Here is a 24688-nt window from a genome sequence, read left to right on the forward strand (position 1 = left end):
TCCTGCGGTCCGTCGCGGCCGGGCACCGTCCGTCGGGTCAGGGTCGGGGGGTCGAGGGCTGCCGATCCGCGGCGGCGTGTGCACCGAGCCGCCCGGCGAGAGCGTCCAGGGTGTCCCGCGCGGACGCGAACCCCACCCAGTCGAGGTGGCCGTGGGGCACGCCCGCCCGGGTCACCTCGACGACGTCGACGCCGGCGGCGCGCAGGCGCGTGCTGAAGTGCTCGCCGCTCGCCCGGAACGCGTCGCACTCGGCGTTCTCCACGTAGGTCGCGGGGAAGCCCTCGAGACGCGCCGCCAGGCCGGGGAACGCCTCGTCGTCGGACTGCTCCGGCTCGTGCCCGAGCACCGTGCGGTTCGTGGCGTCGATCATCCACGCCGGGAGCTGGAGCGCGCGCGGGGCCGACTCGACCGCCTCGGCGAGGTCGGCGCCGAGCACGGGGAGCCGGGGGTGCAGCATCGGGTACACGAGCAGGGTCTGCCAGGGCGCCCGGCCGTCGGCGACGGTGCGCAGGGTCACGGCCGCCGCGAGGAAGGCGCCCGCGCTCGCGCCACCGATCGCGACCCGAGCCGGGTCGACCCCGAAGCGTGCCGGGTCGGCGCGGACGGCGTCGAGCACGGCGCGGCAGTCGTCCTGCGGGACGGGGAACCGGACCGGCTCGCCGCGCTCGTCGACGCGGTCGCCGACGCTGCCGCCGAGCTCGGGCATCACGGGGCACAGGCGGTAGTCCACCGACACGACGACGGCGTCCGCGCGTCCGGCGAGACCGCGCGCGACCTCGTGCGCCTCCGCCATGTCGAGGTCGCCCCAGGCGAACGCGCCGCCGTGCATCCAGACCAGGCACGCGCGGCCCCCGTCGGGCGACGGGCCCACCGGCGTGTAGACGCGCACGGGCACCGGGCCGTGCGGGCCGGGGACCACCTGGTCGACCACGGTCAGGTCCCAGTCCTCGGGCGGCCCGAACGGCGCCTTCCACCGTGCGACGACCGACTCGGGGATCTGCGTGAAGTCCGCGTGGTCCTCGACGAGGTGGCGCCGCGCCTCGAGCTCGGGCACCAGTCGTCCCGTCATGGCCGCATCCCTCCGATGTCGTCGCCGACACGGAACCAGTCGACGTCCACGTGGCCGCCGGTCTCGGCCGTGGCGTAGCAGAAGATCGCGAACCGGTACCCCGTGAAGTGGTCGAGGCTGTACTCCATCGCCAGGTCGTCGCCGATCGGCGTCCAGGCGGCGCCGTCGAGCGAGTACGCGAACGAGGCGCGGTCGGCGGCGTCCCGGAAGTCCACGTCCGCGCGGAGCAGCACCGTCCCGGCGGTCAGCGGCACAGGAGTGCTGGTGAAGGCGACGCGCCCCTGCCGGTCGGCACGGCGCATGACGAGCCGACGCTCCCCGTCGGCCATCTCGACGCCCACGTACCCGTACTTCTGCTGGTACGCGGACAGGCCCGCGACGTCGCCGTCCACCATCGCGGAGACGTCCAGCGAGATCGCCGCGGCGCTCGCGGGCCCGACCGTGCGCTGGGTGAGCGTGTTGCGGGCGTCGAGGATGCCCGACGCGATGCTGCCCGTGGTCAGCCGCAGGTGGCCGGGCCGGTCGGTGAGCGACCAGAACCGGTGGTCCGGGTTGTGGTTCCACTGCCACGTCAGCCCGAGGTTCGAGCCGTTCCAGGCGTTCTCGTCCGACGCCGTCAGGGCACCGGCGTTCGCGGTGCTCCAGTAGCCGGCCCGCGTGGGCTGGTGGTCGAAGTCGTCCGAGACGAGGAGTGCCGTCGCTCCCGCCGCCGGCGCCCCTGCGGGGACCGCCGTCGCGGCGTCGAGCGTGTAGACCGGCCACCCGTGGTCGTCCCAGGTCACGCGCGCCAGCTGCGGTGAGCGCCCGAGCGGCCCTTCGTCCTGGAAGAGCATCGCGTACCACTGCCCGTCGGGCGCCTGCACGACGCCGCCCTGCGCGACGCCGCCGCCCCCACGTCCCTCGACCGGCACCGCCTGGCTGAGCACGACCCTGCCCTCCCAGGCCCCGCCCTGGGACTGCGGCGTCAGCGACGTCGACCGCCACACGACCTCCTGGCGGATCCCGTCCGTCGGCCACTCGATCATGAAGACGTAGTAGTGGTCGCCGATCTTGTAGGCGTGCGCGCCCTCGGCGTCCAGCCCGCTCGTCTGGTCGACGTTCGCGTCCTCGACGAGCCGCGTCGCCGGACCGTCCCAGACGAAGGTCCCGTCGTCGTCCCGGCGGAGCCGGCGCAGGTCGATCACCCCGCCGCCGTACACGAGGTAGGTGTCCCCGTCGTCGAACAGCAGCGACTGGTCGTGGGCGTAGCCGTCGAGGACGGACCTGGTCCACGGCCCGTGCTCGATGCTCGGCGTCGCGTAGACGTACGTCTTCTGCGTGGTGAGGCTGCCGACCGAGACGTAGTACGTGCCCTCGTGGTGCCGGATGCTCCCGGCCCACGTGCCCTGCCCGTAGGCGTTCTGCCCGTCGCGCAGGGCGAGCGCGTCCGTGTCGTCGAGGATCGGGCCGGTGTAGCCGGCGATCGACCAGTGCACCAGGTCGTCCGAGCGCATGATCGGCACGCTCGGCGCGAAGTACATGGTCGTGCTGACCATGTAGTAGTGCCGGCCGTCGAAGACGACGTCCGGGTCGGGGACGTCCGCGAGGACGACCGGGTGGGCGACGGTGACGGCCCGGTGGTCGCGTCCCGTCAACGGAGGCCGAGACCGACGGTCACGTAGGAGTGCGCGGGGAGGTCGACCTCGAGCCCGCGCGCGTGGGGCCGGACGCCGTCGTGCGCGGTCGGGGCGACGGCGTCGAGCTGCTCCGGGGTGTTGTGCGCGTCCAGGGCGGGTGCCGTCAGCACCCGTGCCTCGTGCCCGACGACGTCGCGGCCGCGCAGGTCGAGCACGACCGTGCGGTCGGTGTCGGTGTCGAGGTTCGACAACGAGACCAGCGCGGCGTCACCCTTCACCGACGCCGACGCGGAGATCAGCGGCAGCTCGGTCCCGTCGACGGCCCGCGTCTCGACGTCGCGCAGGTGCACGGCGAGCGCCGCGGCGTCGTGGTGCCCGCGGTTCATCGCGAACACGTGGTACGTCGGGGTGAGGACCAGCGCGCCGGTGTCCGGGTCGGTGAGGATCATCGCCTGCAGCACGTTGACCGTCTGCGCGATGTTCGCCATCACGACCCGCTCGGCGTGCCGGTGGAACGCGTCGAGGTGCACGGACGCGACCAGCGCGTCGCGCAGCGTGTTCTGCTGGTACAGGAACCCCGGGTTCGTGCCCTTCTCGACGTTCCACCAGGTGCCCCACTCGTCGACGACCAGGCCGACCTTGCGGTGCGGGTCGTACCGGTCCATCACCGTCGAGTGGCGGGTGAGCAGCTCCTCCATGCGGCGGGCCCTGGCCATCGTCGTGTACCACTCGTCCGTGCTGAAGCCGGTGGCGTCGCCCTTGTCGCCCCACGAGCCCGACATCGTGTAGTAGTGCAGCGACAGCGCCTGGAAAGGCCGGGCCGGCTCGGCCGGGTCGGCGGCCAGGTCGTCGAACGACCGCATGAGCGTCTCGGTCCAGTGCAGGTCCGACTCGTTCGCGCCGGCCGCGATCCGGTACAGCGCGTTGCCGCCGTGGTCGCGCGAGTACGTGGCGTACTGCCGGGCCAACGACGCGAACTGCTCGGCACGCAGGTGCCCGCCGCACCCCCACGCCTCGTTCCCCAACCCCCAGAACGGCACCCGCCACGGCTCGTCGCGCCCGTTCGCCCGGCGCAGCGCTGCCATCGGCGAGTCGTCCGCCCGGGTCAGGTACTCGACCCAGTCCGACATCTCCGCCACGCTGCCGGACCCGACGTTCCCTGACACATACGGGTCCGCCCCGAGCAGCTCGCACAGGTCCATGAACTCGTGGGTGCCGAACGCGTTGTCCTCGACGACGTCGCCCCAGTGCGAGTTGACCATCCGGGGCCGCTGGTCGCGCGGGCCGATCCCGTCGCGCCAGTGGTAGTCGTCGGCGAAGCAGCCGCCCGGCCAGCGCAGGTTCGGGATGTGCAGGTCCCGCAGGGCCGCCACGACGTCGGAGCGGATGCCGCGCACGTGGGGGACGGGGGAGTCCTCACCCACCCAGAACCCGCCGTAGATGCACCGGCCCAGGTGCTCCGCGAAGTGCCCGTACACGTGCCGGCTGATCGTCGCACCGGGCAGGTCGAGGTCGATGATCGCCGTCGTGCGGGCGGGAGAGGGCGCAGGGGTGCTCACGGGGGTTGGTCTCCTTCGACCGGACGGTGACGTGGGTGACGCGGGAGAGGTGCTCGCGTGCGTGCGGCTAGGCGCCGCCGCGGGTGGATCCACGCACCACGAGACGTACGGGTGCGACGACGTGCTCGGCCGGACCGGTCCAGCCCGACATCTGGCGGTGCAGCAGCCCGATCGCCGCCTCGGCCACGCCCTCGTGGTTGGCGTCGACCGACGTGATGCCCGGCGGGACGAAGCGTGACATGTCGAGGTTGTCGAACCCGGCGAGCTGGACGTCGTCGGGGACCCGCAGCCCGCTGTCCGCGAGCGCGGACAGCGCCCCGAGGGCGACGATGTCGGTGACGGCGAAGACCCCGTCGAAGGGCAGCCCCGAGGCGAGGAACTCGAGCATCGCGTCGCGACCACCGAGAGACGTGTAGTCGCTGACGGGCACGACGTAGGCCGGGTCGGCCGCGAGACCGGCCTCGTGGTACGCGTGCTCCCACCCGGCGCGACGGTCCGTGGTCATCATGTGCGCGCCGTCGAACGAGCACCCGAGCGCGACGATCCGACGCGATCCGTGCTCGATCATGTGCGCCGTGGCGAGGCGGGCGCCCGACTCGTTCGCGAGGCGCACGTGGTTGAGGTGGTCGGGGACGTCGCGCTCGCCCAGCAGCACGATCGGCTTCGACGTGCGCACGCGCGCCAGCTGCTCCAGGTCGAGGCCGGCGACGGACAGCACGACGCCGTCGTAGATCTGGAGCCGCGCGACGCTCAGCGCCTCCATCTCCTGCTCGGCGTTGGCGCTCGTCCGTTCGAGGACGAGGTGACGGCCCTCCGCCTCGACCAGCGGGGCCAGATGGTCGGCGAGCTCGCCGAAGTAGTCGTGGAAGCTCGGGACGACGAACGCGACGGTGTCGGTCCGTCCGGCGCGCAGGTGCCGCGCGGTCAGGTTCACCTCGTACCCGAGGGCCTCGACGGCCGCCATGACGCGGGCGCGCGTCGGCTCGCCGACGGGAAGGCGCTCGTTGAGGACGTTCGACACGGTCATGACCGAGACGCCGGCCTCGCGGGCCACGTCCGCCATCCGCACCATGCGCATCCTCCTTCCGGCGACACTCTGCCAGTCCAGCGAGGGGTCGTCGGACCCGGAGGCCCCGGCCGCGCCGCCGAGCGCGCCCAATATATCGATAAAACCGGGGACGGCAAGGCTCTCCTCGTGAGGCCTCGACCGGGCGTCGGGCCGGCCGGCGCACTGGGCGGGCCGTGACCATTCCGAGATGTGCCAGGGGGTTGACGGCTCGGGAACGCGTCTCTACTTTAACGCTAAAATCCCGCCGGGATGAGGACGCGGAAGCCCGAGCTCGCGTCCGATCTGCACGGGTTCCCGTCAAGGACGACCGGAACTGTTCTCAAGGGAGAGACCTCGGTGCGTACCGCTAGAACGAAGTTGTCAGCTCTTGTCCTGGTCGCCGCAGTGTCGGCGGGACTGGTCGGATGTACCGCGGGCGACGCCCCCGACGAGGACCCGAAGGACGTCGTCATCCCCGAGGGCGAGCTCGCGGACCAGTCGGGGACGCTGACCCCCAGCAACCCGACGACGCTCACGACCTGGATCACGACGGCGTCGCAGGCCCCGGCCCCCGACAACAAGATCACCAAGCTGCTCGAGGAGAACCTCGGCGTCACCCTGAAGTACGAGATCGTCACGCCGGACGCCGTGGACCAGAAGATCGGCGTCATGCTCGCGGGCGGCGAGTACCCCGACCTCGTCGGCACCACGGACCTGAAGATGCGTCTCCTCGAGGGCGGCGCCCTCCTGCGTCTGGACGACATGCTGGAGACCGGGGACTACCCGAACCTCTCCACGCACGTCGAGGACGACATCAAGAAGATGAGCTACGCGGGCGAGGAGGTGGACCCGGGCCTGTACATCTTCCCGAACTACAACCGCTTCTACGGCGAGGTCACGGGCGGCACCTACTACGGTCCCGCGTTCTGGATCCAGAAGCGCGTCCTCGAGGACGCCGGCTGGCCGGACCTCAGCAACATGACGCTCGAGCGCTACTTCGAGCTCATCGCGAACTACAAGGCGAAGAACCCCCAGACCGACGGCGCCCCGACCGTCGGCTTCGAGGTCCTCGCGTCGACGGGCCGTGAGTGGGGCATGACCAACCCGCCGGCGCTGCTGGCCGGCTCCCCGAACAACGGTGGCGTCATCGTCGACGACGACGACCACGCGGAGATCTACGCCGACAAGGACATCGCGAAGGACTTCTACAAGGTCCTCAACGAGCAGTACAAGGCGGGTCTCGTCGACCGCGAGTCCTTCACCCTGACGTTCGACCAGTACACCGCGAAGCTCGCCACCGGCGCCGTGCTCGGCATGCACGACCAGGGCTGGAACTTCCAGACCGCCACCGACTCGCTGCGCAGCGCCGGCAAGGACGAGTACACCTACGTGCCGCTCATGCCCGTCTACGACGGCGCGGAGCCGTGGTACGCCGACCGCCCCGTGATGAACACCAACCAGGGCTTCGGCATCTCCGTCTCCAGCAAGCAGCCGGAGAAGGCCATGAAGTTCCTCGACCTGATGCTCAGCGAGCCCTGGCAGAAGGTGCTCTCGTGGGGCATCGAGGGCGAGGACTACCAGGTCGGCGAGGACGGGATGTTCACGCGCACCGAGGAGCAGCGGGCCAACGCCCGCGACCTCACCTGGCGTGCCTCCAACCGTCTCGAGGCGCTGCTCGACGTGCTGCCCAAGCACAACGGCCAGTTCTCCGACGGCAACGCCTACAGCCCTGACGACCAGCCCGCCGAGTTCTTCGCGACGCTGACCGACTACGACCGAGGCGTCATGGAGAAGTACGGCAAGAAGACCTGGCTCGAGTTCATGAACCCGCAGCCGGAGAACCCGAAGTACTACCCGGCGTGGAACATCACGCTCTCCGACGAGGCCAACGAGGTCAACCAGCAGCTGACCGACGCAGGCGTCCAGAACCTGCCGAAGATCATCGCGGGCGACCCTGCCGACTTCGAGGCGAGCTGGAAGGCCTACGTCGACACGATCAAGAAGATCGACGTCGAGGTGTACGAGGACGCCATCAACGCCGGCATCCAGGACCGCCTGGAGAACTGGTAGCAGTCCGCGACGACGCGTGGTGGGGGCGAGCGCCCTCACCACGCGTCGTCGACGACGACCCACTGCTCGGCGACGACGAGGTTGGACAGATGACGGACACCACGGTCACCACGCTTGTGGCCGCCACCGGGCTCGAACCGGCCCAGGAGCCCGCGAGCGGCTCGCGTGCGCCGCGCCGCAAGGCCCGGGCGCGAGCCCCGAAGGAGCCCCGGCGCAAGATCACCTGGGACAGGATCTGGGCGCAGCGGGTCCTGCTCGCGATGGCCGTCCCGCTGCTGATGTACCAGATCCTGTTCAAGTACGTCCCGGTCTACGGCTGGGCGATCGCCTTCCAGGACTACAAGCCGGGCCGCGGCAGCATCTGGAACCAGGAGTGGGTCGGCTTCGAGAACTTCGTCGACCTGTTCACCGGCGTCAACGGCGAGCGGTTCCGCCGGGTCGTGATCAACACGGTCGGGCAGTCGGTCCTGACCCTCGTCGTCGGGACACTGGGCGCGATCGTCCTGGCGCTGCTGCTGAACGAGGTCAAGAACGCCCCGTTCAAGCGGATCATGCAGAACATCACCTACATGCCCCACTTCCTCAGCTGGGTGATCGTGGCGAGCCTGGCGTCGGTCGCGCTGTCGCTGCCCTCCTCCGGCGGGTTCATCAACCAGGCCCTCCTGAGCGTGGGCCTCGTCCAGGAACCGGTCCTGTTCCTCACCGAGCCGAACCACTTCTGGGGGATCGTCGCCGGGACGAGCCTGTGGAAGGAGCTCGGCTGGAACACGATCCTCTACCTGGCGGCGATCACCGCGATCGACCCGAGCCTGTACGAGGCCGCCGAGGTCGACGGGGCAGGCCGCTACCGCAAGATGTGGAACATCACGCTGCCGGGGATCCGGCCCACGATCGTGGTGCTGCTCATCATCAACGCCGGCTGGATCCTGTCCACGAACTTCGAGCTGCCGTACTTCCTCGGCAACGGCCTGATCTCCGAGCGGGCCGAGACCATCGACGTCTTCGTGCTGCGCTACGGCTACCAGCTGGGCAACTACGACCTCGCCGTCGTCGCGGGCATCTTCAAGACGCTCGTCGCCATCATCCTGGTGGGCTCGGCGAACTGGGCGGCCAAGCGCCTGAACCAAGAGACGCTGGTCTAGGAGGACGTCATGACAAGCACCCTCGCCCCGAAGTCCCTGCCGCGGCGCGCACCGCGGAGCAGGTCACCGCGTCACCGGTGGACGGCCGAGCGCGTCATCTTCACGACGCTGAACACCACGTTCCTCCTGGCGCTCGCGACGCTCATGGTCTACCCGCTGCTCAACACGCTCGCGATCTCCCTGAACGACGGCATGGACGCCGTCCGCGGCGGGATCGGCATCTGGCCCCGGGTGTTCTCGCTGAAGAACTACGAGGTCGTGCTCAACATGAACACGATCTACCAGGCGTTCTTCATGAGCGTCCTCAAGACCGTCGTGGTGGTGGCGACGAACCTGTTCTTCACCTCGATGCTCGCCTACGCGCTCAGCCGCAAGGAGTTCATCTTCCGCCGCCCGATCACCCTGATCTTCGTGCTGACCCTGTACTTCGACGCCGGCCTCATCCCCAACTACCTGCTCATCAAGGACCTGGGGATGCTGAACAGCTTCCAGGCCTACTGGGTGCCGGTGATCATCAGCGCGTTCAACCTGATCATCCTGCGCACCTACATGAAGTCGATCCCCGAGGAGATCACCGAGTCGGCACGGGTCGACGGCGCGGGGGAGTTCCGCACGTGGTGGCAGATCATCATGCCGCTGTGCAAGCCCGCGCTGGCCGTGGTGGGGCTGTTCGTCGCGGTCGGCAGCTGGAACGCGTGGCTGGACACCCTGCTGTACAACTCGGGCGACCAGGCGCTGTCCACCCTGCAGTACGAGCTGCAGAAGCTGCTGGCGAGCTCGATGAACGCCGGCGCGAACTCCGCGAACGTCGCGGGCAACGCGGCCTCGGTGGGCAGCGGCGGCCAGCTCACCACCCCGATCGCGCTGCGGTCGGCGATCACCATGGTGGCGGCCGTGCCCATCCTGCTCGTCTACCCGTTCCTGCAGAAGCACTTCGTGTCCGGTCTCATGATCGGCTCCGTCAAGGGCTGACGGCGTCGGCCTCCCGCACGGCGCGGGAGGCCGACCCCCGTCCGCAGGACCCGCCACCTCCGCCGCACCGAGAGGCCCCGACCATCTTCCGCTTCAACCCCGCGTCGCGGCTGTGGCGCATCCTCGACTCGCTCGGCTCCGTCATCCTGATCAGCCTGTTCTGGCTCGTGAGCGTCGGCCTCGTCGTGACGGCGGGCGCGGGAACCGTCATCGCCTACGAGGTCTGCCGCCGGTACGTCCTGGGCAAGGACGCAGGCCTCTGGGCGGTCGCCACGAAGGCCTGGCGGCAGAGCGGGACGCAGGCGACCGTCGTCGGGCTGCTGGCCGTCCCGGTCGCAGCCGCCGGCATCGTCTCGCTCTCGTACCTGCCCACGTCCGGGCTGGCCGAGGTCCTCGTGCCGCTCCTCGTCGTCGGGCTCTTCCTCCTGCTCCTGCTCTTCTGGTGCCTCCCCCTCGTCGCCCGTTTCACCAACCCCACCTGGCGCCAGCTGCGCAACGGGTTCACCTTGGGGCTGACGACGCCCAGCCTGACGTTCCTGCTCGCGATCGCCGCCGTCCTCGGGGGCGTCGTCCTCTGGAACGTCCCGATCGCGGTGCTCGTGGTGCCCGGTCTGATCCTCGTGTGGTGGTGCTACCTGCTCGAGCGGTTCTTCGTCGCCCGGGGGTTCGTGCCACCGGAGCCCCGGGAGGCGGAGGACTCCACCGATCGACGAGAGGCGCTGTCGTGACCTTCCTGCACGTCGCCGTCACCGGCGCCGACAGGGCTGACGGGTCGGCCGAGGCCCCGTTCCGGACCATCGACCGCGCCGCTCAGGCGGCCGTGGCGGGCGACACCGTCGTGGTGCACGAAGGCGTGTACCGGGAGTGGGTGAACCCACCACGCGGCGGCACGGCCGACGCGCCGATCACGTACCAGGCGGCGGTGGGGCCGGACGGGCGCTTCGAGCCGGTCACGATCTCCGGCGCCGAGGTGGTCACCGACTGGCGGCCCCACCCCGGTGCCGAGGGCCGGGTCTGGGTCACGGAGGTGCCGAACACCCTGTTCGGGGCGCGCAACCCGTACGCGGAGCGCATCGGCGGGGACTGGTTCTTCGACCGGGTCAACACCTGGCACACGGGTGAGGTGTACCTCGACGGGAAGTCGATGTACGAGTCGCTGACGCTCGGCGGCGTCGAGCACCCCGAGGTCACCCCGGACTCGTTCGACCCGGAGGGCTCGCTGCTCACCTGGTACTGCGAGGTGGGCGACGACGTCACGACGATCTGGGCGAACTTCGGGGGCGCCGACCCGGCCGCGCACGAGGTCGAGATCAACGCGCGCACCTTCGTCTTCTGGCCCTCGCAGACGGGCATCGACCACATCACCGTGCGCGGGTTCACCCTGACGAAGGCCGCCACGCAGTGGGCCCCGCCCACGGCGCTGCAGGAAGGGCTGATCGGCCCCCACTGGTCGACGGGCTGGGTGATCGAGGACAACACGATCACCGACTCGAAGAACGTCGGCGTCTCGCTCGGCAAGGAGGCCAGCACCGGGCAGAACGAGGCGGCCGCCGGGCCGGCCGGCGCCAAGGGCGGCACGCAGCGCGAGCGCGAGGTGATCCAGCGGGCGCTCGTCCTGGGCGGGCCGGATGCGGGCGAGCCGCACCCGTGGCACCGGGACCACGTCGGCTCCCACGTCGTGCGCCGCAACACGATCCGGGACTGCGAGCAGGCCGGCGTCGTCGGGCATCTCGGGGCGGCGTTCTCGACGATCGCCGACAACCACGTCTTCCGCATCCACGTGAAGCGGCAGTGGCACGGCGCCGAGGTGGCCGGGATCAAGCTGCACGCCGCGATCGACACGGTGATCAGCGGGAACACGATCCACCACACGCACCGCGCGCTGTGGCTCGACTGGCAGGCCCAGGGCACCCAGGTGCGGCGCAACGTCTTCTACGCCTCGACCGCCGAGGACTTCATGGTCGAGGTCTGCCACGGCCCGTACCTCGTGGACTCGAACCTGTTCCTGTCCCCGTGGGCGGTCAAGGACATGTCCACCGGCGGCGCGTACGTGCACAACTACGTCGCGGGGCGCATCGCGAACTGCACCGAGCACCAGCGGTACACCCCGTACCACCTCCCGCACTCGACGGCCGTCTACGGCGTCTCGAACATCCTGGGCGGTGACGACCGGTTCTACAACAACCTCTTCGTCGGTGACCCCGCCACCAGCGACGCCGTCGGTCCGGACGCACCGGACGGGCCGGCGCTCGCCAGCTTCTGGTCCGGGGCGATCGACATGGACGGCGTGCCGGGCCAGGCGACCTTCGTGCCGACCCCCGTGGGCACGTCGCAGTACGACGCCTACCCGACGGCGCAGGAGTACCCGGACGAGCGCGGCAGCGACCTCGCCGGGCCGCGGCTCCCCGTGTGGGTCGAGGGCAACCTCTACGCGCAGGGCGCCGAGCCGTTCCGCGCGGAGCCCTCCGCCCGCGTGGTGGGCACGTCGCCGGTGCGCGTCACGGTGGTCGACGCCGACGCGGGGACCGTCCGCGTCGACGTCGACGACGCGGACGACATCGACGTCGTCGTCCCGGTGACGACCGCGCGCCTCGGGACGAGCTACCAGGCCGAGATGCCGTGGACCGACCCCGACGGGTCCGACCTGGACCTGAGCGTGGACGTCTTCGGGATCCCACGGGACCGGGTCGTGCCCGGGCCGTTCGCCGCCGCGGCACCCGGCACGCGGTTCCTCGCCGCACCGGGCCCGGCGCGCCGGCGGTAGACAGGTCTCGGGGACCGCCGCTCGCAGGTCAGGAGTGGCCGCCCCCTGGACAGGACGCTTTGCGGCGGTATGGTCGGGTCCATGGGACTGGGGGCGGTCCGTCGTGCAGCAGCCGCGAGCATCATCCCCGTCGTCGTGATGGCGACGGCGAGCTCCTGTGCCTCCTCCGGGGGCGGGGAGCCAGAGGACGAGCCGACGAGCAGGTCCCCTTCCCCGAGCGCCACCGCGTCCGCGTCACCGCAGGCGATCCAGGACGCCGTCCTCGAGGCGGGCGTCACCGGGTCGGGCCTGCCGGAGGGCGTCACCCCTCCCGACGACTCCGGGTCACCGGGTGCGGCCTGGGCGCCCGACGAGGGCCTCCTCTACGTGATCACGTTCGGCTCGAGCACGTGCCCGATCGTCGCTGAGCCCGAGGCGACGGCCGCGGGCGGCGTGCTGACCGTGAAGGTCGGGGCGACGTCGGACGGCCCGTGCACGATGGACTTCGTCCCGACGACGTCGGTGGTCGGCGTGCCGGACGACGTCGACGAGAACGCACCGGTCACGGTCGACCTGGGCGACCAGATCATGCTCGACGTCCAGCCGCGCAGCGCCGCGGGCTCCGCCGGGCCGGTCACCTGGGCACCGACTCCCGGCTGACCGGCCCTCGACGCGCCACAGCGACGCGCCCCGGCGCCACCGCAGAGCGCGGCACCACGAGCACCACCGCACGTCCTCCATCCGATCGTCGCCGCACGCCGAGGAGTCGCGACGTGGACCTGAGCCAGACGTCCGCCGTGCTGACGGCGCTCGCCGCGGTGGACCCGGTGCCGTGGGCGCGGTCGCAGATGGCGTTCACGCTGGGGTTCCACATCATCCTGGTGCCGCTGGGCGTGTCGTGGGCGGCGATGGCGCTGATCGCGAACTACCGGGCGGTGAAGCACGACGACCGCGACGCGCTCGAGCTCGCGCAGCGGTGGTCGAAGTACATGGCGGTGACGTTCGCCGTCGGCGCCGTGACGGGGACGGTGCTGAGCTTCGAGTTCGGGCTGCTGTGGCCGCGGTTCATGGGGCAGTGGGGCGAGGCGTTCGGCGTGCCGTTCGCGTTCGAGGGGCTGTTCTTCTTCGTCGAGGCGATCTTCGTCGCGATCTACATCTTCGGGTGGAAGCGGCTGCGGCCGTGGCCGCACTTCTGGACGGGCGTTCCCGTGGTGCTCGCGGGGGCGCTCGGGACGATCTCCGTGGTCGCGGCGAACGCCTGGATGAACGCGCCGACGGGGTACACGCTCGACGCGCAGGGGGACGTCGTGGACGTCGACCCGGTGCGCGTGATCTTCAACGACTCGATGCCCTGGCAGGCGGCGCACATGCTGGTCGCGGCGTACCTGGTCGGCGGGTTCCTCGTCGCGTCGGTGTACGCCGTCGCGATGCTGCGCGGTCGGCGCGACCGGTACCACCGGCTCGGGTTCACGATCGCGTTCACGGTCGCCGCGATCGCGGCGCCGGTCCAGATGGGCGTGGGCGACGGGCTCGCGCGGTGGGTCTACGACAACCAGCCCGTGAAGTTCGCGGCGATCGAGCTGGTCCCGACGACGAGCTCGGACGTGCCGGAGACGCTGCTGGGGCATCTCGACCAGGACGGTCAGGTGCAGGGCGGCATCGCCATCCCGGGGCTCGCGTCGTGGCTGTCCGACCCGAGCACCGGGCGGTCGACGGTCGTGCAGGGGCTCGACTCGGTGCCGCCCGACGAGCGGCCGTCGATCCGCGAGACGAACATCGTGCACCTCGCGTGGGACGTCATGGTCGGGATCGGCACGCTGCTGCTCCTGCTGGCGGTCTGGTACGGCGTGCACTGGCTGGTGCGACGGCGCGCGCCCACGGGGCGGCTGTTCCTCGGCGTCGCGGCGTGCTCGGGGGTGCTGGCGATCCTCGCGATGGAGGCCGGCTGGATCGTCACCGAGGTCGGGCGCCAACCGTGGATCGTCTACGAGGTCATGCGTGTCGAGGACGCGGCCACGGGCAACGAAGGCGTGTGGGTCACGTTCCTCGCGGTCGCGGGCCTGTACCTGGCGCTCGGCGTCACGACCGTGCTCGTGCTGCGCGCCATGAGCCGGCGGTTCCGGCGCACCGCGGGGTTCGTCGACGACGACACCCCGTACGGTCCGACGAGCGACGCGGTGCGGCGCACGACGCCGGCGGAGGACGAGCGGCCAGGGGACGAGCGCCACGCCGACAAGGAGCCCGTGCCGTGAGCACGACCGTCGCGCTCGTGCTGCTGCTCGCGATCGCCGCGTACGCGGTGTTCGCGGGCGCGGACTTCGGCGCGGGGTTCTGGGACCTCACCGCCGGGGGAGCGGAGCGGGGGGCCGCGCCGCGTGACGTCGTCGAGCACTCGATCGGGCCGGTGTGGGAGGCGAACCACGTCTGGCTGATCTTCGTGCTGGTCGTCACGTGGGCGGGGTTCCCCGAGGCCTACCAGTCGATCTGGCTGACGATGTTCGTGCCCCTGACGATCGCGGCGCTCGGGATCGTGCTGCGCGGCGCGTCGTTCGCGTTCCGCAAGGCCGTCGTGACGACGCGCGTGCGGCGCGTGTTCGGGGGCGGGTTCGCGCTGTCCTCGGTGCTGGTCCCGTTCTGCTTCGGCGCGGTCGCCGGCGGCATCGCGTCCGGCCGGGTCCCCGCGGGCGGTCGTGCGGGCGACCCGGTCGACAGCTGGCTCAACCTCACGTCGGTCAGCGTCGGGATCCTCGCCGTCGCGCTGGCCGCCTACGTCGCCGCGGTCTACCTGGTGCGCGACGCGCGGCACGCGGGCGACACGGCGATGACGGCGTACTTCCGGAAGCGGGCCGTCGTCGCGGCGGTCGTCGCCGGGGTGGTCGCCGCCGTCGGCCTCGTGGACCTGCGGGCGGAGGCGCCCGACGTGTTCGAGGGCCTCACGACGCGCGCGCTGCCGCTCGTCGTCGTGAGCGCCGCGTGCGGCGTCGGTGCGCTCGTGCTGCTCGTGCGCGACGTGCCGCGCGGCGCCCGGCTGCTCGCCGCGCTCGCGGTCGTGACGCTGGTCGTCGCCTGGGGCGTCGCGCAGTGGCCGTACCTGCTGCCGGGGCAGCTCACGGTCGCCGACGCCGCCGCGCCCGCCGGCACGCTCACCGCGCTCGTCGTCGCGGTCGTCGCCGGCGTGCTGCTCGTCGGACCGGCGTTCGTGCTGCTCTACGTGCTCGCGCAGCGCGGGCTCCTGCCCGAGGAAGGAGTCGAGACCGCCGACGCGGACGCGGTCGAGAGCCCGCGCCGGTGACGCACCACCCGAATCTCGCCGCGGGTCGCACCGGGCGGCCCGCGCGTGCCGAGCGTGAGGAGCCCACCCGTGTCACCGTCCCTCTCCCCGTTCCCGCCGATCGCCGACTACGCGTTCCTCTCCGACTGCCACACGGGCGCGCTGGTGGCTCCGGACGGCTCCGTCGACTGGCTGTGCCTGCCGGCGTTCGACTCGGCGAGCGTGTTCGGCAACCTGCTCGACCGTGGCGCGGGCTCGTTCCGGTTCGGCCCGTACGACATCAACGTCCCCACGGCGCGCGCGTACGAGCCGGGCACCAACGTCATGACGACCACGTGGCACACGCCGAGCGGCTGGCTCGTGGTGCGGGACGCGCTCGTCATGGGTCCCCGGACCGGGCCCGACGTCGTGACGCCGCACACGCGCCCGCCCGCCGACGACGACACGCAGCACATGCTCGTGCGCACCGTCGAGTGCCTGCGCGGGTCGGTCGAGGTCGAGCTCGTGTGCGAGCCGGCGTTCGACTACGGCCGCACGCCTGCCACCTGGACGCTGGTGGGCGACGACGACCACACCGCCGACGCGACCGGCGCCGGGCAGACCTTCCGGCTCTCGACCGACATGCTCATCGGCATCGAGGGCGGGTCGGCGCGCGCCCGGCACGTGCTCGAGACGGGGCAGACCGCGTTCTGCGCGCTGTCGTGGTCCGCGACGCTCGCCGCGCCGACCGACGCGCAGGACGCCGTGGCCCGCGTCGAGGCCACGATCCACTTCTGGCGCCAGTGGCTGTCGCGGGCGCGGGTGCCCGACCACCATCTCCGCCCGGCGATCGAGCGCTCGGCGCTGACGATCAAGGGGCTGACGTACATGCCGACGGGCGCGACGGTCGCGGCGCTCACGACGTCGCTGCCGGAGACGCCGGGCGGCGAGCGGAACTGGGACTACCGCTACACGTGGATCCGCGACACGACGTTCACGCTGCAGGCGCTGCACTACCTCAACCTCGACTGGGAGGCCGACGAGTTCATGCAGTTCGTCGCGGACCTCGAACCGACCGAGGACGGCAGCCTGCAGATCATGTACGGGATCGACGGCCGCCGGGACCTCACCGAGACCACGCGCGACGAGCTGAGCGGCTACGAGGGCGCGCACCCGGTGCGCATCGGGAACGGCGCGTTCGACCAGCGGCAGAACGACGTCTACGGCGCGGTGCTCGACTCGATCCTGCTGCACACGGCCCGCAGCTCCCACCTGCCGCGACGGCTGTGGCCGCTCGTCGAGTCGCAGGCGACGGCGGCGATGAAGGCCTGGCGCGAGCCCGACCAGGGCATCTGGGAGGCTCGCGGGAAGCCGCAGCACTACGTGTCGTCGAAGCTCATGGGCTGGGTGGCCCTGGACCGGGCCGCGAAGCTCGCGGGGATCCGTGACGACGCCGAGCGCGAGGCGACGTGGCGTGCGGAGGCCGACGTCATCAAGGCGGACATCCTCGAGCACGGCGTGAGCGACGCGGGCGTGCTGCGGCAGCACTACGACACCGAGGCGCTCGACGCCTCCACGCTGCTCGCGCCGCTGTTCGGCTTCCTGCCCGGCACGGACCCGCGCATCCGCGCGACCGTCGAGGCCGTCGAACGGGACCTCACGGAGAACGGGTTCGTGCTGCGCTACCGCACGGACGAGACCGACGACGGCTTGTCGGGCAAGGAGGGCACGTTCCTCATCTGCTCGTTCTGGCTGGTGTCCGCGCTCGCGGCGATCGGGGAGATGGACCGGGCCAACGCCGTCATGGAGCGGCTGCTGCGGATCGCGTCGCCGCTCGGCCTGTACGCGGAGGAGTTCGAGGTCGAGCGTGCGCGGCACCTCGGCAACGTGCCGCAGGCGTTCTCGCACCTCGCCCTCATCGAGGCGGCCGGCCGGATCGTCCTCGACGACTACCGGCGGGAGCTGTCGCTGTGAGTGCCGGGGAGGTCGCGGACCTGCCCGTCGTGGTGCTGGGCGGCGGGCTCGCGGGCGTCGCGTGCGCGCACCGGCTCGCCGATGCCGACGTGCCCGTCGTGCTCGTCGACCGCAACGACTACCACCAGTTCCAGCCGCTGCTGTACCAGGTCGCGACGTCGCAGCTGCCCGCCGAGGACGTCGCCCGCCCGCACCGGACGGTGTTCCGGCGGCACCCGGCGGTCCAGGTGCGCACGATCGAGGCCGTCGCGGTCGACGCCGGCGCCCGCGCCGTCACGCTCGCCGACGGGCAGGTGCTGCGGGGCTCGGCGCTCGTGCTCGCCGCGGGCGCGCAACCGGAGTTCTTCGGGGTGCCCGGCGCCGCCGAGCACGCGTTCCCGCTGTACTCGGTCGCCGACGCCGAGCGGCTGCGGCGGCACCTGCACGACGTCGTGCGCACGGGGGCGGACGCGCCCGACGGCGCCCGGCACGTCGTCGTCGTGGGCGGTGGCCCGACGGGGGTCGAGACCGCGGGCGCGGTCGCGGAGCTGTTCGCCGCGCTCGCGCACACCGGGCGGCTGGCCGGCCCGGCGAAGGTCACGCTCGTCGACCGCGGGTCCGCGCTGCTGGCACCGTTCGCCGAGGCGTCGCACGCGTACGCGCACGAGCACCTGGTGCGGCACGGCGTCGACGTGCGGCTCGGCACGGGCGTCGCGGCGGTGCACGCCGACCGGGTCGAGCTCACCGACGGCACGGTGCTGCCCGCGCGGACGGTCGTCTGGGGCGGCGGGGAGTCCGCAGCGCCGATCCTTGCCGGTGCGGGCGTGCCCACGGGCCGGGGCGGGCGGGTCACCGTGCGACCGGACCTGCGCGTCGAGGGCCTGCACCACGTGTACGCGGTCGGCGACGCCGCCAACGTCCCGGACGGCGACAGCGACCGCACCTTGCCTCAGCTCGGGTCGGTCGCGCAGCAGTCCGGCCGCACGGCCGCGGACAACCTGCTGCGCGAGCGCGCGGGGGAGGACCCGCACCCGTTCCGGTACCGCGACAAGGGCATCATGGCGATGATCGGCCGCAACGCCGCCGTCGCCGAGGTCGGCCGCAAGCACCACCAGGTCGACGGGCCCGTCGCGTTCGCCGCCTGGCTCGGCGTGCACGCGATGCTCCTGAGCGGCGCGCACAGCAAGGCCGACGCGTTCCTGTCGTGGGGGTGGGACTACTTCGACCGCGACCACGCCGCGCTCGTCGAGATGTCGTCGACGCCGCACCGCATCGCGTGGGGGGACGACGAGGCGGACGTGCCGCACATCGTCGTCGACGGCACGCCCGCCCGGACGCCCGGCGTCTGACGTCGGGTCCGCACCGCGCCGGTGACGGGGCGCGGTGCGGACCCGACGGGCTCGTCGCCGGGCTCAGCCGACCCAGGGCTCGTGCCAGCCGCCGAACCCGTCGGGGAGCGCGTCGGCTGCCGCGGGCCCCCACGAGCCGGGCGCGTACGCGTGGACCGGGGGAGGGGCGTCGAGCAGCGGCTGCATGACGCGCCACGTCTCCTCGATCGCGTCCTGCCGCGAGAACCGCGTGCTCTCGCCCGCGAGCGCCGCCTGCAGCAGCACCTCGTACGGCGTCGGTCCTTCTCCGCCCTCGTCGGCGAACTGCATGTCGAGCATGATCGGCGCGACGCGCGCGACGTCGGCGCGGCGTGCGTCGACGCGGATGCGGATGCCGGTCGACGGGTCGAGCCGCACCACGAGCTGGTTCGGCTCGGGCTCGTGGCTCCACGGGCCGAACCCGAGGCGCGGCGGACGCTTGAACACGAGACGCAGCTCGGTCTGCGTCGTCGGCAGCCGCTTGCCGGTGCGCAGGAAGAACGGCACGCCCGCCCACCGCCAGTTCTCGATCTCGAGGCGCAGCGCCGCGAACGTCTCGGTCGTCGAGCCCGGCGCGACGCCCGGGATCTGCGTGTAGCCGTCGTACTGGCCACGGACGTAGTGCCGCGGGTCCGCCTCGACGACGGCCCGGAACAGCGCCGTCTGCGCGTCCTTGAGGGTGGCCGGGTCCCCGCGTGACGGCGGCTCCATCGCCGACGCCGCGACGACCTGCATGAGGTGGTTGACGACGACGTCGCGCAGCGCGCCGACCGGGTCGTAGAAGTGGCCGCGCGTCTCGACGCCGAAGTCCTCGGCCATCGTGATCTGCACGCACTCGAGGTAGTTCCGGCTCCACAGGGGCTCGAGGATCGCGTTCGCGAAGCGCAGGTGCAGGATCTCCTCGAGGCCCATCTTCCCGAGGTAGTGGTCGATCCGGAACAGCTGCGACTCGTCGAGGTGCTCGTGCAGCTCGTCGGCGAGCGCGGTCGCCGACTGCTGGTCGTGACCGAAGGGCTTCTCGACCACGACGCGCGCGTGCTCGGTGAGCTCCGCCTCCGCGAGGCCCTGGACGACCCGACCGAACAGGAACGGCGGGATCTCCAGGTAGAACACGGGCGTCACGGCGCCGTCGACGGCCTTCGCGACGCGCTCGTACGTCTCGGGGTCCGTGAAGTCGCCGCTCACGTAGGACAGCCGGCCGAGGAACCGCTTCAGCACGTCCTCGTCGATCGTCTCGCCCGTCTCGGCGATCGACGTGCGCGCGCGGTCGGCGAGCTGCTCGAGCGTCCAGTCGTCCGCCGCGACCCCCACGACGGGCACGTCGAGCAGCCCGCGCCGCTCGAGCCGGTACAACGAGCGGAACGTCATGACGTGGGCGAGGTCGCCCGTGATGCCGAAGATCACGAGGACGTCGGCGGGGCGCGTCGCGCCCCCACCACCTGCTGCTCCCATGGCCGCCTCCCGCAGCGTCGGGTCCGTTGACACCCCCGAGCCAAACGGCCCGGCGCACCCGTGTCGTCATCCGTTGCGGACGACGGCGGACCGGGCGCGCGCGGCCACGGTGGTGCGCATGGCCGAGGAGCAGCAGCACTACGACGTCATCGTGATCGGGACCGGCGCGGGCGGCGGCACGATCGGGCACCGCCTCGCGACGCAGGGCGTGCGCGTCCTGTGGCTCGAGCGCGGGTCGTTCCTGCCGCGCGAGCTCGACAACTGGGACACCACGGCGGTGTTCGTGCGCGGCACGTACCTCGCGCACGAGCAGTGGTACGACCGGCACGGGCACGAGTTCCAGCCCGAGGTGAACTACTACGTCGGCGGCAACACCAAGTTCTACGGCGCCGCGCTGTTCCGGCTGCGGCCCGAGGACTTCGGCGAGATCGTCCACCACGGCGGGATCTCGCCCGCATGGCCGATCGGCTACGACGACCTCGAGCCCTACTACACGCAGGCCGAGCACCTGTACAAGGTGCACGGACGGCACGGCGAGGACCCGACCGAGGGTCCCGCGTCCGCGCAGTACGCCTACGAGCCCGTCGCGCACGAGCCGCGCATCCAGCAGCTCAGCGACGACCTCGAGGCGGCCGGCCTGCACCCGTTCCACCTGCCGATCGGCGTCGACCTCCACGAGGACGCCCCCGGCGTCGCGAGCCGGTCGTCCGCCTGCATCCGGTGCACGCGCGTCGACGGGTTCCCGTGCCTCGTGCAGGCCAAGTCGGACGCGCAGGTGATCTGCGTGGACCCGGTCCTCGAGCAGGGCAACGTCACGCTCGTGACCGGCGCGGCCGTCGACCGGCTGGTCACCGACGCGTCCGGACGGTCGGTGACGGGTGTCGTGGCGACGCTCGAGGACGGCACGACGACGACCTTCACGAGCGACCTCGTCGTCGTCGCGTGCGGCGCCGTGAACTCCGCGGCCCTGCTCCTGCGCTCCGCGACCGACGCGCACCCGGAGGGCCTCGCGAACAGCTCGGGCGTCGTCGGACGGCACTACATGCGGCACAACAACGTCGCCGTCATGGCCGTGTCCGTCGAGCCCAACCCGACACGGTTCCAGAAGACGCTCGCGGTCAACGACTGGTACCTCGGCGCCGACGACTGGGACTACCCGCTCGGCGGCATCCAGATGCTCGGCAAGTCCGACGACGCGATGATCCACGCCGAGGCGCCGCGCTGGGCGGGGAAGCTGTCGCCGGACCTGCCGTTCGAGGTCATCGCGCACCACGCCGTCGACTTCTGGCTGTGCGGCGAGGACCTCCCGCGGCCCGACAACCGCGTCACGGTCGACAAGGACGGCCGCGTGCACCTCGCGCTCGACGAGGACAACAACGTCGAGGGCGTGCGCCGGCTGCGGCACCGGCTCGACGGGCTGCTGTCGCACCTCGGCATGCAGCACCACCGGCTGCTCGACCACAGCCTCTACCTGCACAAGTCCATGCCCATCGGCGCGACCGCGCACCAGGCCGGGACCGTCCGGTTCGGCACCGACCCCACGACGAGCGCGCTCGACCCGTTCTGCAAGGCCCACGACCTCGACAACCTCTACGTCGTCGACACGAGCTTCTTCCCCTCGATCGGCGCCGTGAACCCGTCGCTCACCGCGATCGCGAACGCGCTGCGCGTGGGGGACCACCTGGTGGAGCGGCTGCGCTGACGCACGGCGTCCAGGGGCGTGCCTGCCGGGTCGCGGGCGGCCCGTGCGGCGTCAGGCGGACAGCAGGTTGAGGTCGCGCGCACGACGGATCGCCTCGTTCCGCCCCGACGCCGAGAGCTTCGCGAGGATGTGCCGCACGTGCGTGCGCACGGTGTTCACGGAGACCCCCATCGACAGCGCCGTCTCCTCGGTCGACAGCAGCGCCGCGAGGTGGTCGAGCGTCTCGCGCTCGCGGGCCGTGAGGGGCTCGACGGGGTAGAGCCGTCGGGTGCCGGGAGCCGTGGCGGTGCCCGTCGGCACGTCGTCCGCGCCGTCGAGCAGCCCGCCGGTGCCGTCGAGCCAGCGGCCCGCGTCGGCGAGCCGTGGCTCGGACCGCAGCAGGTGGAGCACGCGCGGGTGCGCCTCGACGAAGGGCCGTCGGAGCCGCTCGCGGCCCGCGAGGTGCAGCGCGTGGCGCAGCGCCGCCGTCGCGGGACGGGTCTGGCCGAGCGCGAGCAGCCGCTCGGCCTCGAGGAGCCAGCCGGTCACGCGGCTGTCGAGCGGGGCTCCTGCGTGGCCGAGCGCGTCGACGAACGCCGGGTCCCGGGCGGTGTCCCCGTGGGCCAGCCGCGCGCGGGCCCGGGCGAGCGCCGCGTCGAGCCCGTCCGGCGGCGGCGAGCCTGTGCCGTCGGTCACGACGTCGTCCAGGTCGTCGCACGCGGCACGCTCGGCCGTCAGCCGACCCGCGAGCCAGGCCGGCGGGGCCTCGTGGGCCTCGACCGCGCGCCGCAGCACGCGACGCGCCTCGGCGACGTGACCGGTCAGGCGCAGCACCCGGGCACGCACCACCGCGAGCACCGCGGCCGTCGGTGCCGTCACCGCGTCGCCGGCGCGGCCGACGTGGCGGCGGGCGGCGCGCAGGTCCACGTGCTCGGTCGCGACCCACGCGAGCGCGACGTGCGCGGCGGGTGAGCGCGGGGTCGCGGGGTCGGCGTCGCGCGGCAGCGCCGCGAGCCTGCTCGCGCGCCGCAGGTCGCCCGACGTCGCCTCGAGCAGCGCGAGACCCGCACGGCACGGCTCGCCGAGGGCGGGGTCGCCGGCCTCGTCGGCGACGGCCGCGCCGCGCACCCACGCGCGGCGCGCGCGCACCAGGTCGCCCGACCACGCGTGCAGCTCGGCCTCGTCGGCGAGGACCCGCACGAGCACCCGGGCGGTGTCCGCGTCGCGTGCGCCGTCCGCCGCGCAGGCCTCCTGCACGCGCGCGACCGCGGCCAGCCCGGCGGCGACGTCACCGCGCGCGCGGGCCACTGCGAGCTCGAGGAGCGCGCGGTGCCGGGCGACGAGCGGACCGGGCGCGTCGGGGCGCGCGCCGGCCCGCGCCGCGAGCACGTGCTGCGCCGCGTCCACGTCGCCGCGCAGCAGCGACCCGGCGGCCCGGGCCAGCACCGTGGGCTCGTGCGCGGCGTCCGGCGGCACCGCGGCCAGCGCGGACCCGAGCGTCGGTGAGGCGTCGGCCGGGCCCGCGACGAGCACCCCGAACGAGGTCTGCCCGACGACCGCCGCGGTCACCTCACGCCAGCGACCCGCCGCGCGCGCGTGGTCGAGCGCCTCGGCCGTCGACCCGTGCTCGGCGCACCACCGCGCGGCCGTGACGTGCAGGTCCGGGACGGCGTCGGCGGCACGCGTGGCGAGCCCGGCGCGCAGCAGCGGCCCGACGAGCGGACCGTGGTGGAACTCGTCGACGCCCCCGAGAGGTCGCGCGAACGCACCCGAGCGGACGAGCTGCGTGAAGAGCGTGCCCGACGGCCCGCCGACGAGCGCGTCGAACAACCCCGGACGCAGGCGCTCGGCGACCGCGCCGCGCAGCAGGGCGTCCCGGACGTCGGCCGGCGACGCGTCGAGCACGTGGCTCGAGAACCATGCCGCGAAGTCCCCGTCGACGCCCGCCCAGGCCGCCGCGCCGGGTGTCGCGCGCCCGTCCGCGCGCACCGCGGACCGCACCCCGAACCGCACGGCCGCGGCCCAGCCCTCGGTGCGGTCCGCCAGGGCGGCCGCGTCGACGGTCGGGACGCCGGCGCCGTGGCACGCGTCGGCGACCTCCGCCTCGGTCAGCGCGAGGTCGGGACGGCCCAGCTCCACGACCTCGCCCGCGAGCCGTCGCGCGAGCACCTGCGGGAGCGGCGTGAGGCGCGTGGCGAGCACGAGACGCAGCCGACCGTCGGCGAGCCGGACCAGTCGGTCGAGGTCGTCGACCGTCCCCGGCGCGAGGAGGTGACCCCCGTCGACGACGAGCACGACCGCGCTCGGTGCGCCCGTCAGCGCGACGGCCAGCCGGACGACCGGGTCGGGCGCCGCTGCCCGCCGCGACGCGGCGTCGACGCCCGCCCGGGCGAGCGCCGCCGCCACGTACGGCCAGAACCGGCCACCGTCGTCGTCACCGGGCTCGACCGACAGCCACGCGGTGCCGGAGGTCGCACGCGCCGACCCCCACCACGACGCGAGCAGCGCCGTCTTGCCCGTCCCCGCGGGTGCGCTGACGAGCGTCAGCGGAGAGCTCGCCGCCGCCTCGTCGAGCGTCCGGACGAGGGTGGGTCGCCGCACGAGCGGCACGCGGAAGGCGGGCGCCGCGAGCTGGCGCTCGAGCAGAGCGGCCACGGACGGCCTCCTCATCCGCGAACGGCGGCGTCGGCGTGGGCCGTGCCGCACGGGCCTTGCCAGCCTGGCCCGGTCGGGGCGCGGGGCGCAAGGCCAGGCCCGCCGTCCAGC

Annotated in this window: 17 protein-coding genes; 11 read left to right on the forward strand and 6 right to left on the reverse strand. The window is 72.7% G+C overall.

The window, feature by feature from the left end:
- Positions 1 to 37: 37 nt before the first annotated feature.
- The 4 genes from GXP71_RS05520 to GXP71_RS05535 all read right to left on the reverse strand — a co-directional run bounded on the left by GXP71_RS05520 (position 38) and on the right by GXP71_RS05535 (position 5316).
- Complete coding sequence (locus GXP71_RS05520; RefSeq protein ID WP_162351840.1) at positions 38 to 1069, reverse strand: alpha/beta hydrolase fold domain-containing protein; 1032 nt, start codon at positions 1067 to 1069, stop codon at positions 38 to 40.
- Positions 1066 to 2703: a glycoside hydrolase 43 family protein gene (locus tag GXP71_RS05525; RefSeq protein WP_162351841.1), complete on the reverse strand. Its 1638-nt coding sequence runs from the start codon at positions 2701 to 2703 to the stop codon at positions 1066 to 1068. Before GXP71_RS05525 ends, GXP71_RS05520 begins: the two co-directional genes overlap by 4 nt.
- Entirely contained in the window at positions 2700 to 4244 is a 1545-nt protein-coding gene (locus GXP71_RS05530; RefSeq protein ID WP_162351842.1) for an alpha-N-arabinofuranosidase, read from the reverse strand. The genes GXP71_RS05525 and GXP71_RS05530 overlap by 4 nt, the downstream gene beginning before the upstream one ends.
- A gap of 67 nt (positions 4245 to 4311) precedes the next feature.
- On the reverse strand, positions 4312 to 5316 hold the full coding sequence (locus tag GXP71_RS05535) for a LacI family DNA-binding transcriptional regulator (protein ID WP_162351843.1): 1005 nt from the start codon (positions 5314 to 5316) through the stop codon (positions 4312 to 4314).
- Positions 5317 to 5697: 381 nt separating this feature from the next.
- Here GXP71_RS05535 and GXP71_RS05540 point away from each other — a divergent pair, with 381 nt between their 5' ends.
- The 10 genes from GXP71_RS05540 to GXP71_RS05585 all read left to right on the forward strand — a co-directional run bounded on the left by GXP71_RS05540 (position 5698) and on the right by GXP71_RS05585 (position 18771).
- Complete coding sequence (locus GXP71_RS05540; RefSeq protein WP_238402641.1) at positions 5698 to 7362, forward strand: extracellular solute-binding protein; 1665 nt, start codon at positions 5698 to 5700, stop codon at positions 7360 to 7362.
- A gap of 89 nt (positions 7363 to 7451) precedes the next feature.
- Positions 7452 to 8504, forward strand: a complete 1053-nt coding sequence (locus tag GXP71_RS05545; RefSeq protein WP_162351844.1) for a sugar ABC transporter permease — start codon at positions 7452 to 7454, stop codon at positions 8502 to 8504.
- Between the two features lie 9 nt (positions 8505 to 8513).
- Positions 8514 to 9476 (forward strand): carbohydrate ABC transporter permease, encoded by a 963-nt coding sequence (locus GXP71_RS05550; RefSeq protein WP_162351845.1) that lies wholly within the window; start codon positions 8514 to 8516, stop codon positions 9474 to 9476.
- Positions 9477 to 9643: 167 nt separating this feature from the next.
- Positions 9644 to 10204 (forward strand): hypothetical protein, encoded by a 561-nt coding sequence (locus GXP71_RS05555; RefSeq protein WP_238402642.1) that lies wholly within the window; start codon positions 9644 to 9646, stop codon positions 10202 to 10204.
- Positions 10201 to 12240: a right-handed parallel beta-helix repeat-containing protein gene (locus tag GXP71_RS05560; RefSeq protein ID WP_162351846.1), complete on the forward strand. Its 2040-nt coding sequence runs from the start codon at positions 10201 to 10203 to the stop codon at positions 12238 to 12240. Before GXP71_RS05555 ends, GXP71_RS05560 begins: the two co-directional genes overlap by 4 nt.
- Positions 12241 to 12321: 81 nt before the next feature.
- Positions 12322 to 12879, forward strand: a complete 558-nt coding sequence (locus tag GXP71_RS05565; protein ID WP_162351847.1) for a hypothetical protein — start codon at positions 12322 to 12324, stop codon at positions 12877 to 12879.
- A gap of 113 nt (positions 12880 to 12992) precedes the next feature.
- Positions 12993 to 14471: a cytochrome ubiquinol oxidase subunit I gene (locus tag GXP71_RS05570; protein ID WP_238402643.1), complete on the forward strand. Its 1479-nt coding sequence runs from the start codon at positions 12993 to 12995 to the stop codon at positions 14469 to 14471.
- Positions 14468 to 15511, forward strand: coding sequence for a cytochrome d ubiquinol oxidase subunit II (locus tag GXP71_RS05575; protein WP_162351848.1), 1044 nt, complete (start codon positions 14468 to 14470; stop codon positions 15509 to 15511). Before GXP71_RS05570 ends, GXP71_RS05575 begins: the two co-directional genes overlap by 4 nt.
- 69 nt (positions 15512 to 15580) lie before the next feature.
- Positions 15581 to 17443 carry a glycoside hydrolase family 15 protein gene (locus tag GXP71_RS05580; protein ID WP_162351849.1) on the forward strand — a complete coding sequence of 621 codons (1863 nt, stop codon included), beginning with the start codon at positions 15581 to 15583 and terminating at the stop codon, positions 17441 to 17443.
- Positions 17440 to 18771, forward strand: a complete 1332-nt coding sequence (locus GXP71_RS05585) for an NAD(P)/FAD-dependent oxidoreductase (RefSeq protein ID WP_162351850.1) — start codon at positions 17440 to 17442, stop codon at positions 18769 to 18771. The genes GXP71_RS05580 and GXP71_RS05585 overlap by 4 nt, the downstream gene beginning before the upstream one ends.
- A gap of 63 nt (positions 18772 to 18834) precedes the next feature.
- Here GXP71_RS05585 and zwf read toward each other — a convergent pair whose 3' ends face one another.
- Positions 18835 to 20241, reverse strand: a complete 1407-nt coding sequence (gene zwf / locus GXP71_RS05590) for a glucose-6-phosphate dehydrogenase (RefSeq protein WP_162351851.1) — start codon at positions 20239 to 20241, stop codon at positions 18835 to 18837.
- Positions 20242 to 20359: 118 nt separating this feature from the next.
- Between zwf and GXP71_RS05595 the strand changes: the two genes are divergently transcribed.
- Positions 20360 to 21943 (forward strand): GMC oxidoreductase, encoded by a 1584-nt coding sequence (locus GXP71_RS05595; protein WP_162351852.1) that lies wholly within the window; start codon positions 20360 to 20362, stop codon positions 21941 to 21943.
- Between the two features lie 51 nt (positions 21944 to 21994).
- Here GXP71_RS05595 and GXP71_RS05600 read toward each other — a convergent pair whose 3' ends face one another.
- On the reverse strand, positions 21995 to 24577 hold the full coding sequence (locus GXP71_RS05600; RefSeq protein ID WP_162351853.1) for a LuxR C-terminal-related transcriptional regulator: 2583 nt from the start codon (positions 24575 to 24577) through the stop codon (positions 21995 to 21997).
- Between the last annotated feature and the right edge of the window lie 111 nt (positions 24578 to 24688).

The organism is Cellulomonas sp. H30R-01 (genome assembly GCF_010119915.1).
Classification (GTDB): Bacteria; Actinomycetota; Actinomycetes; order Actinomycetales; family Cellulomonadaceae; genus Cellulomonas; species Cellulomonas algicola.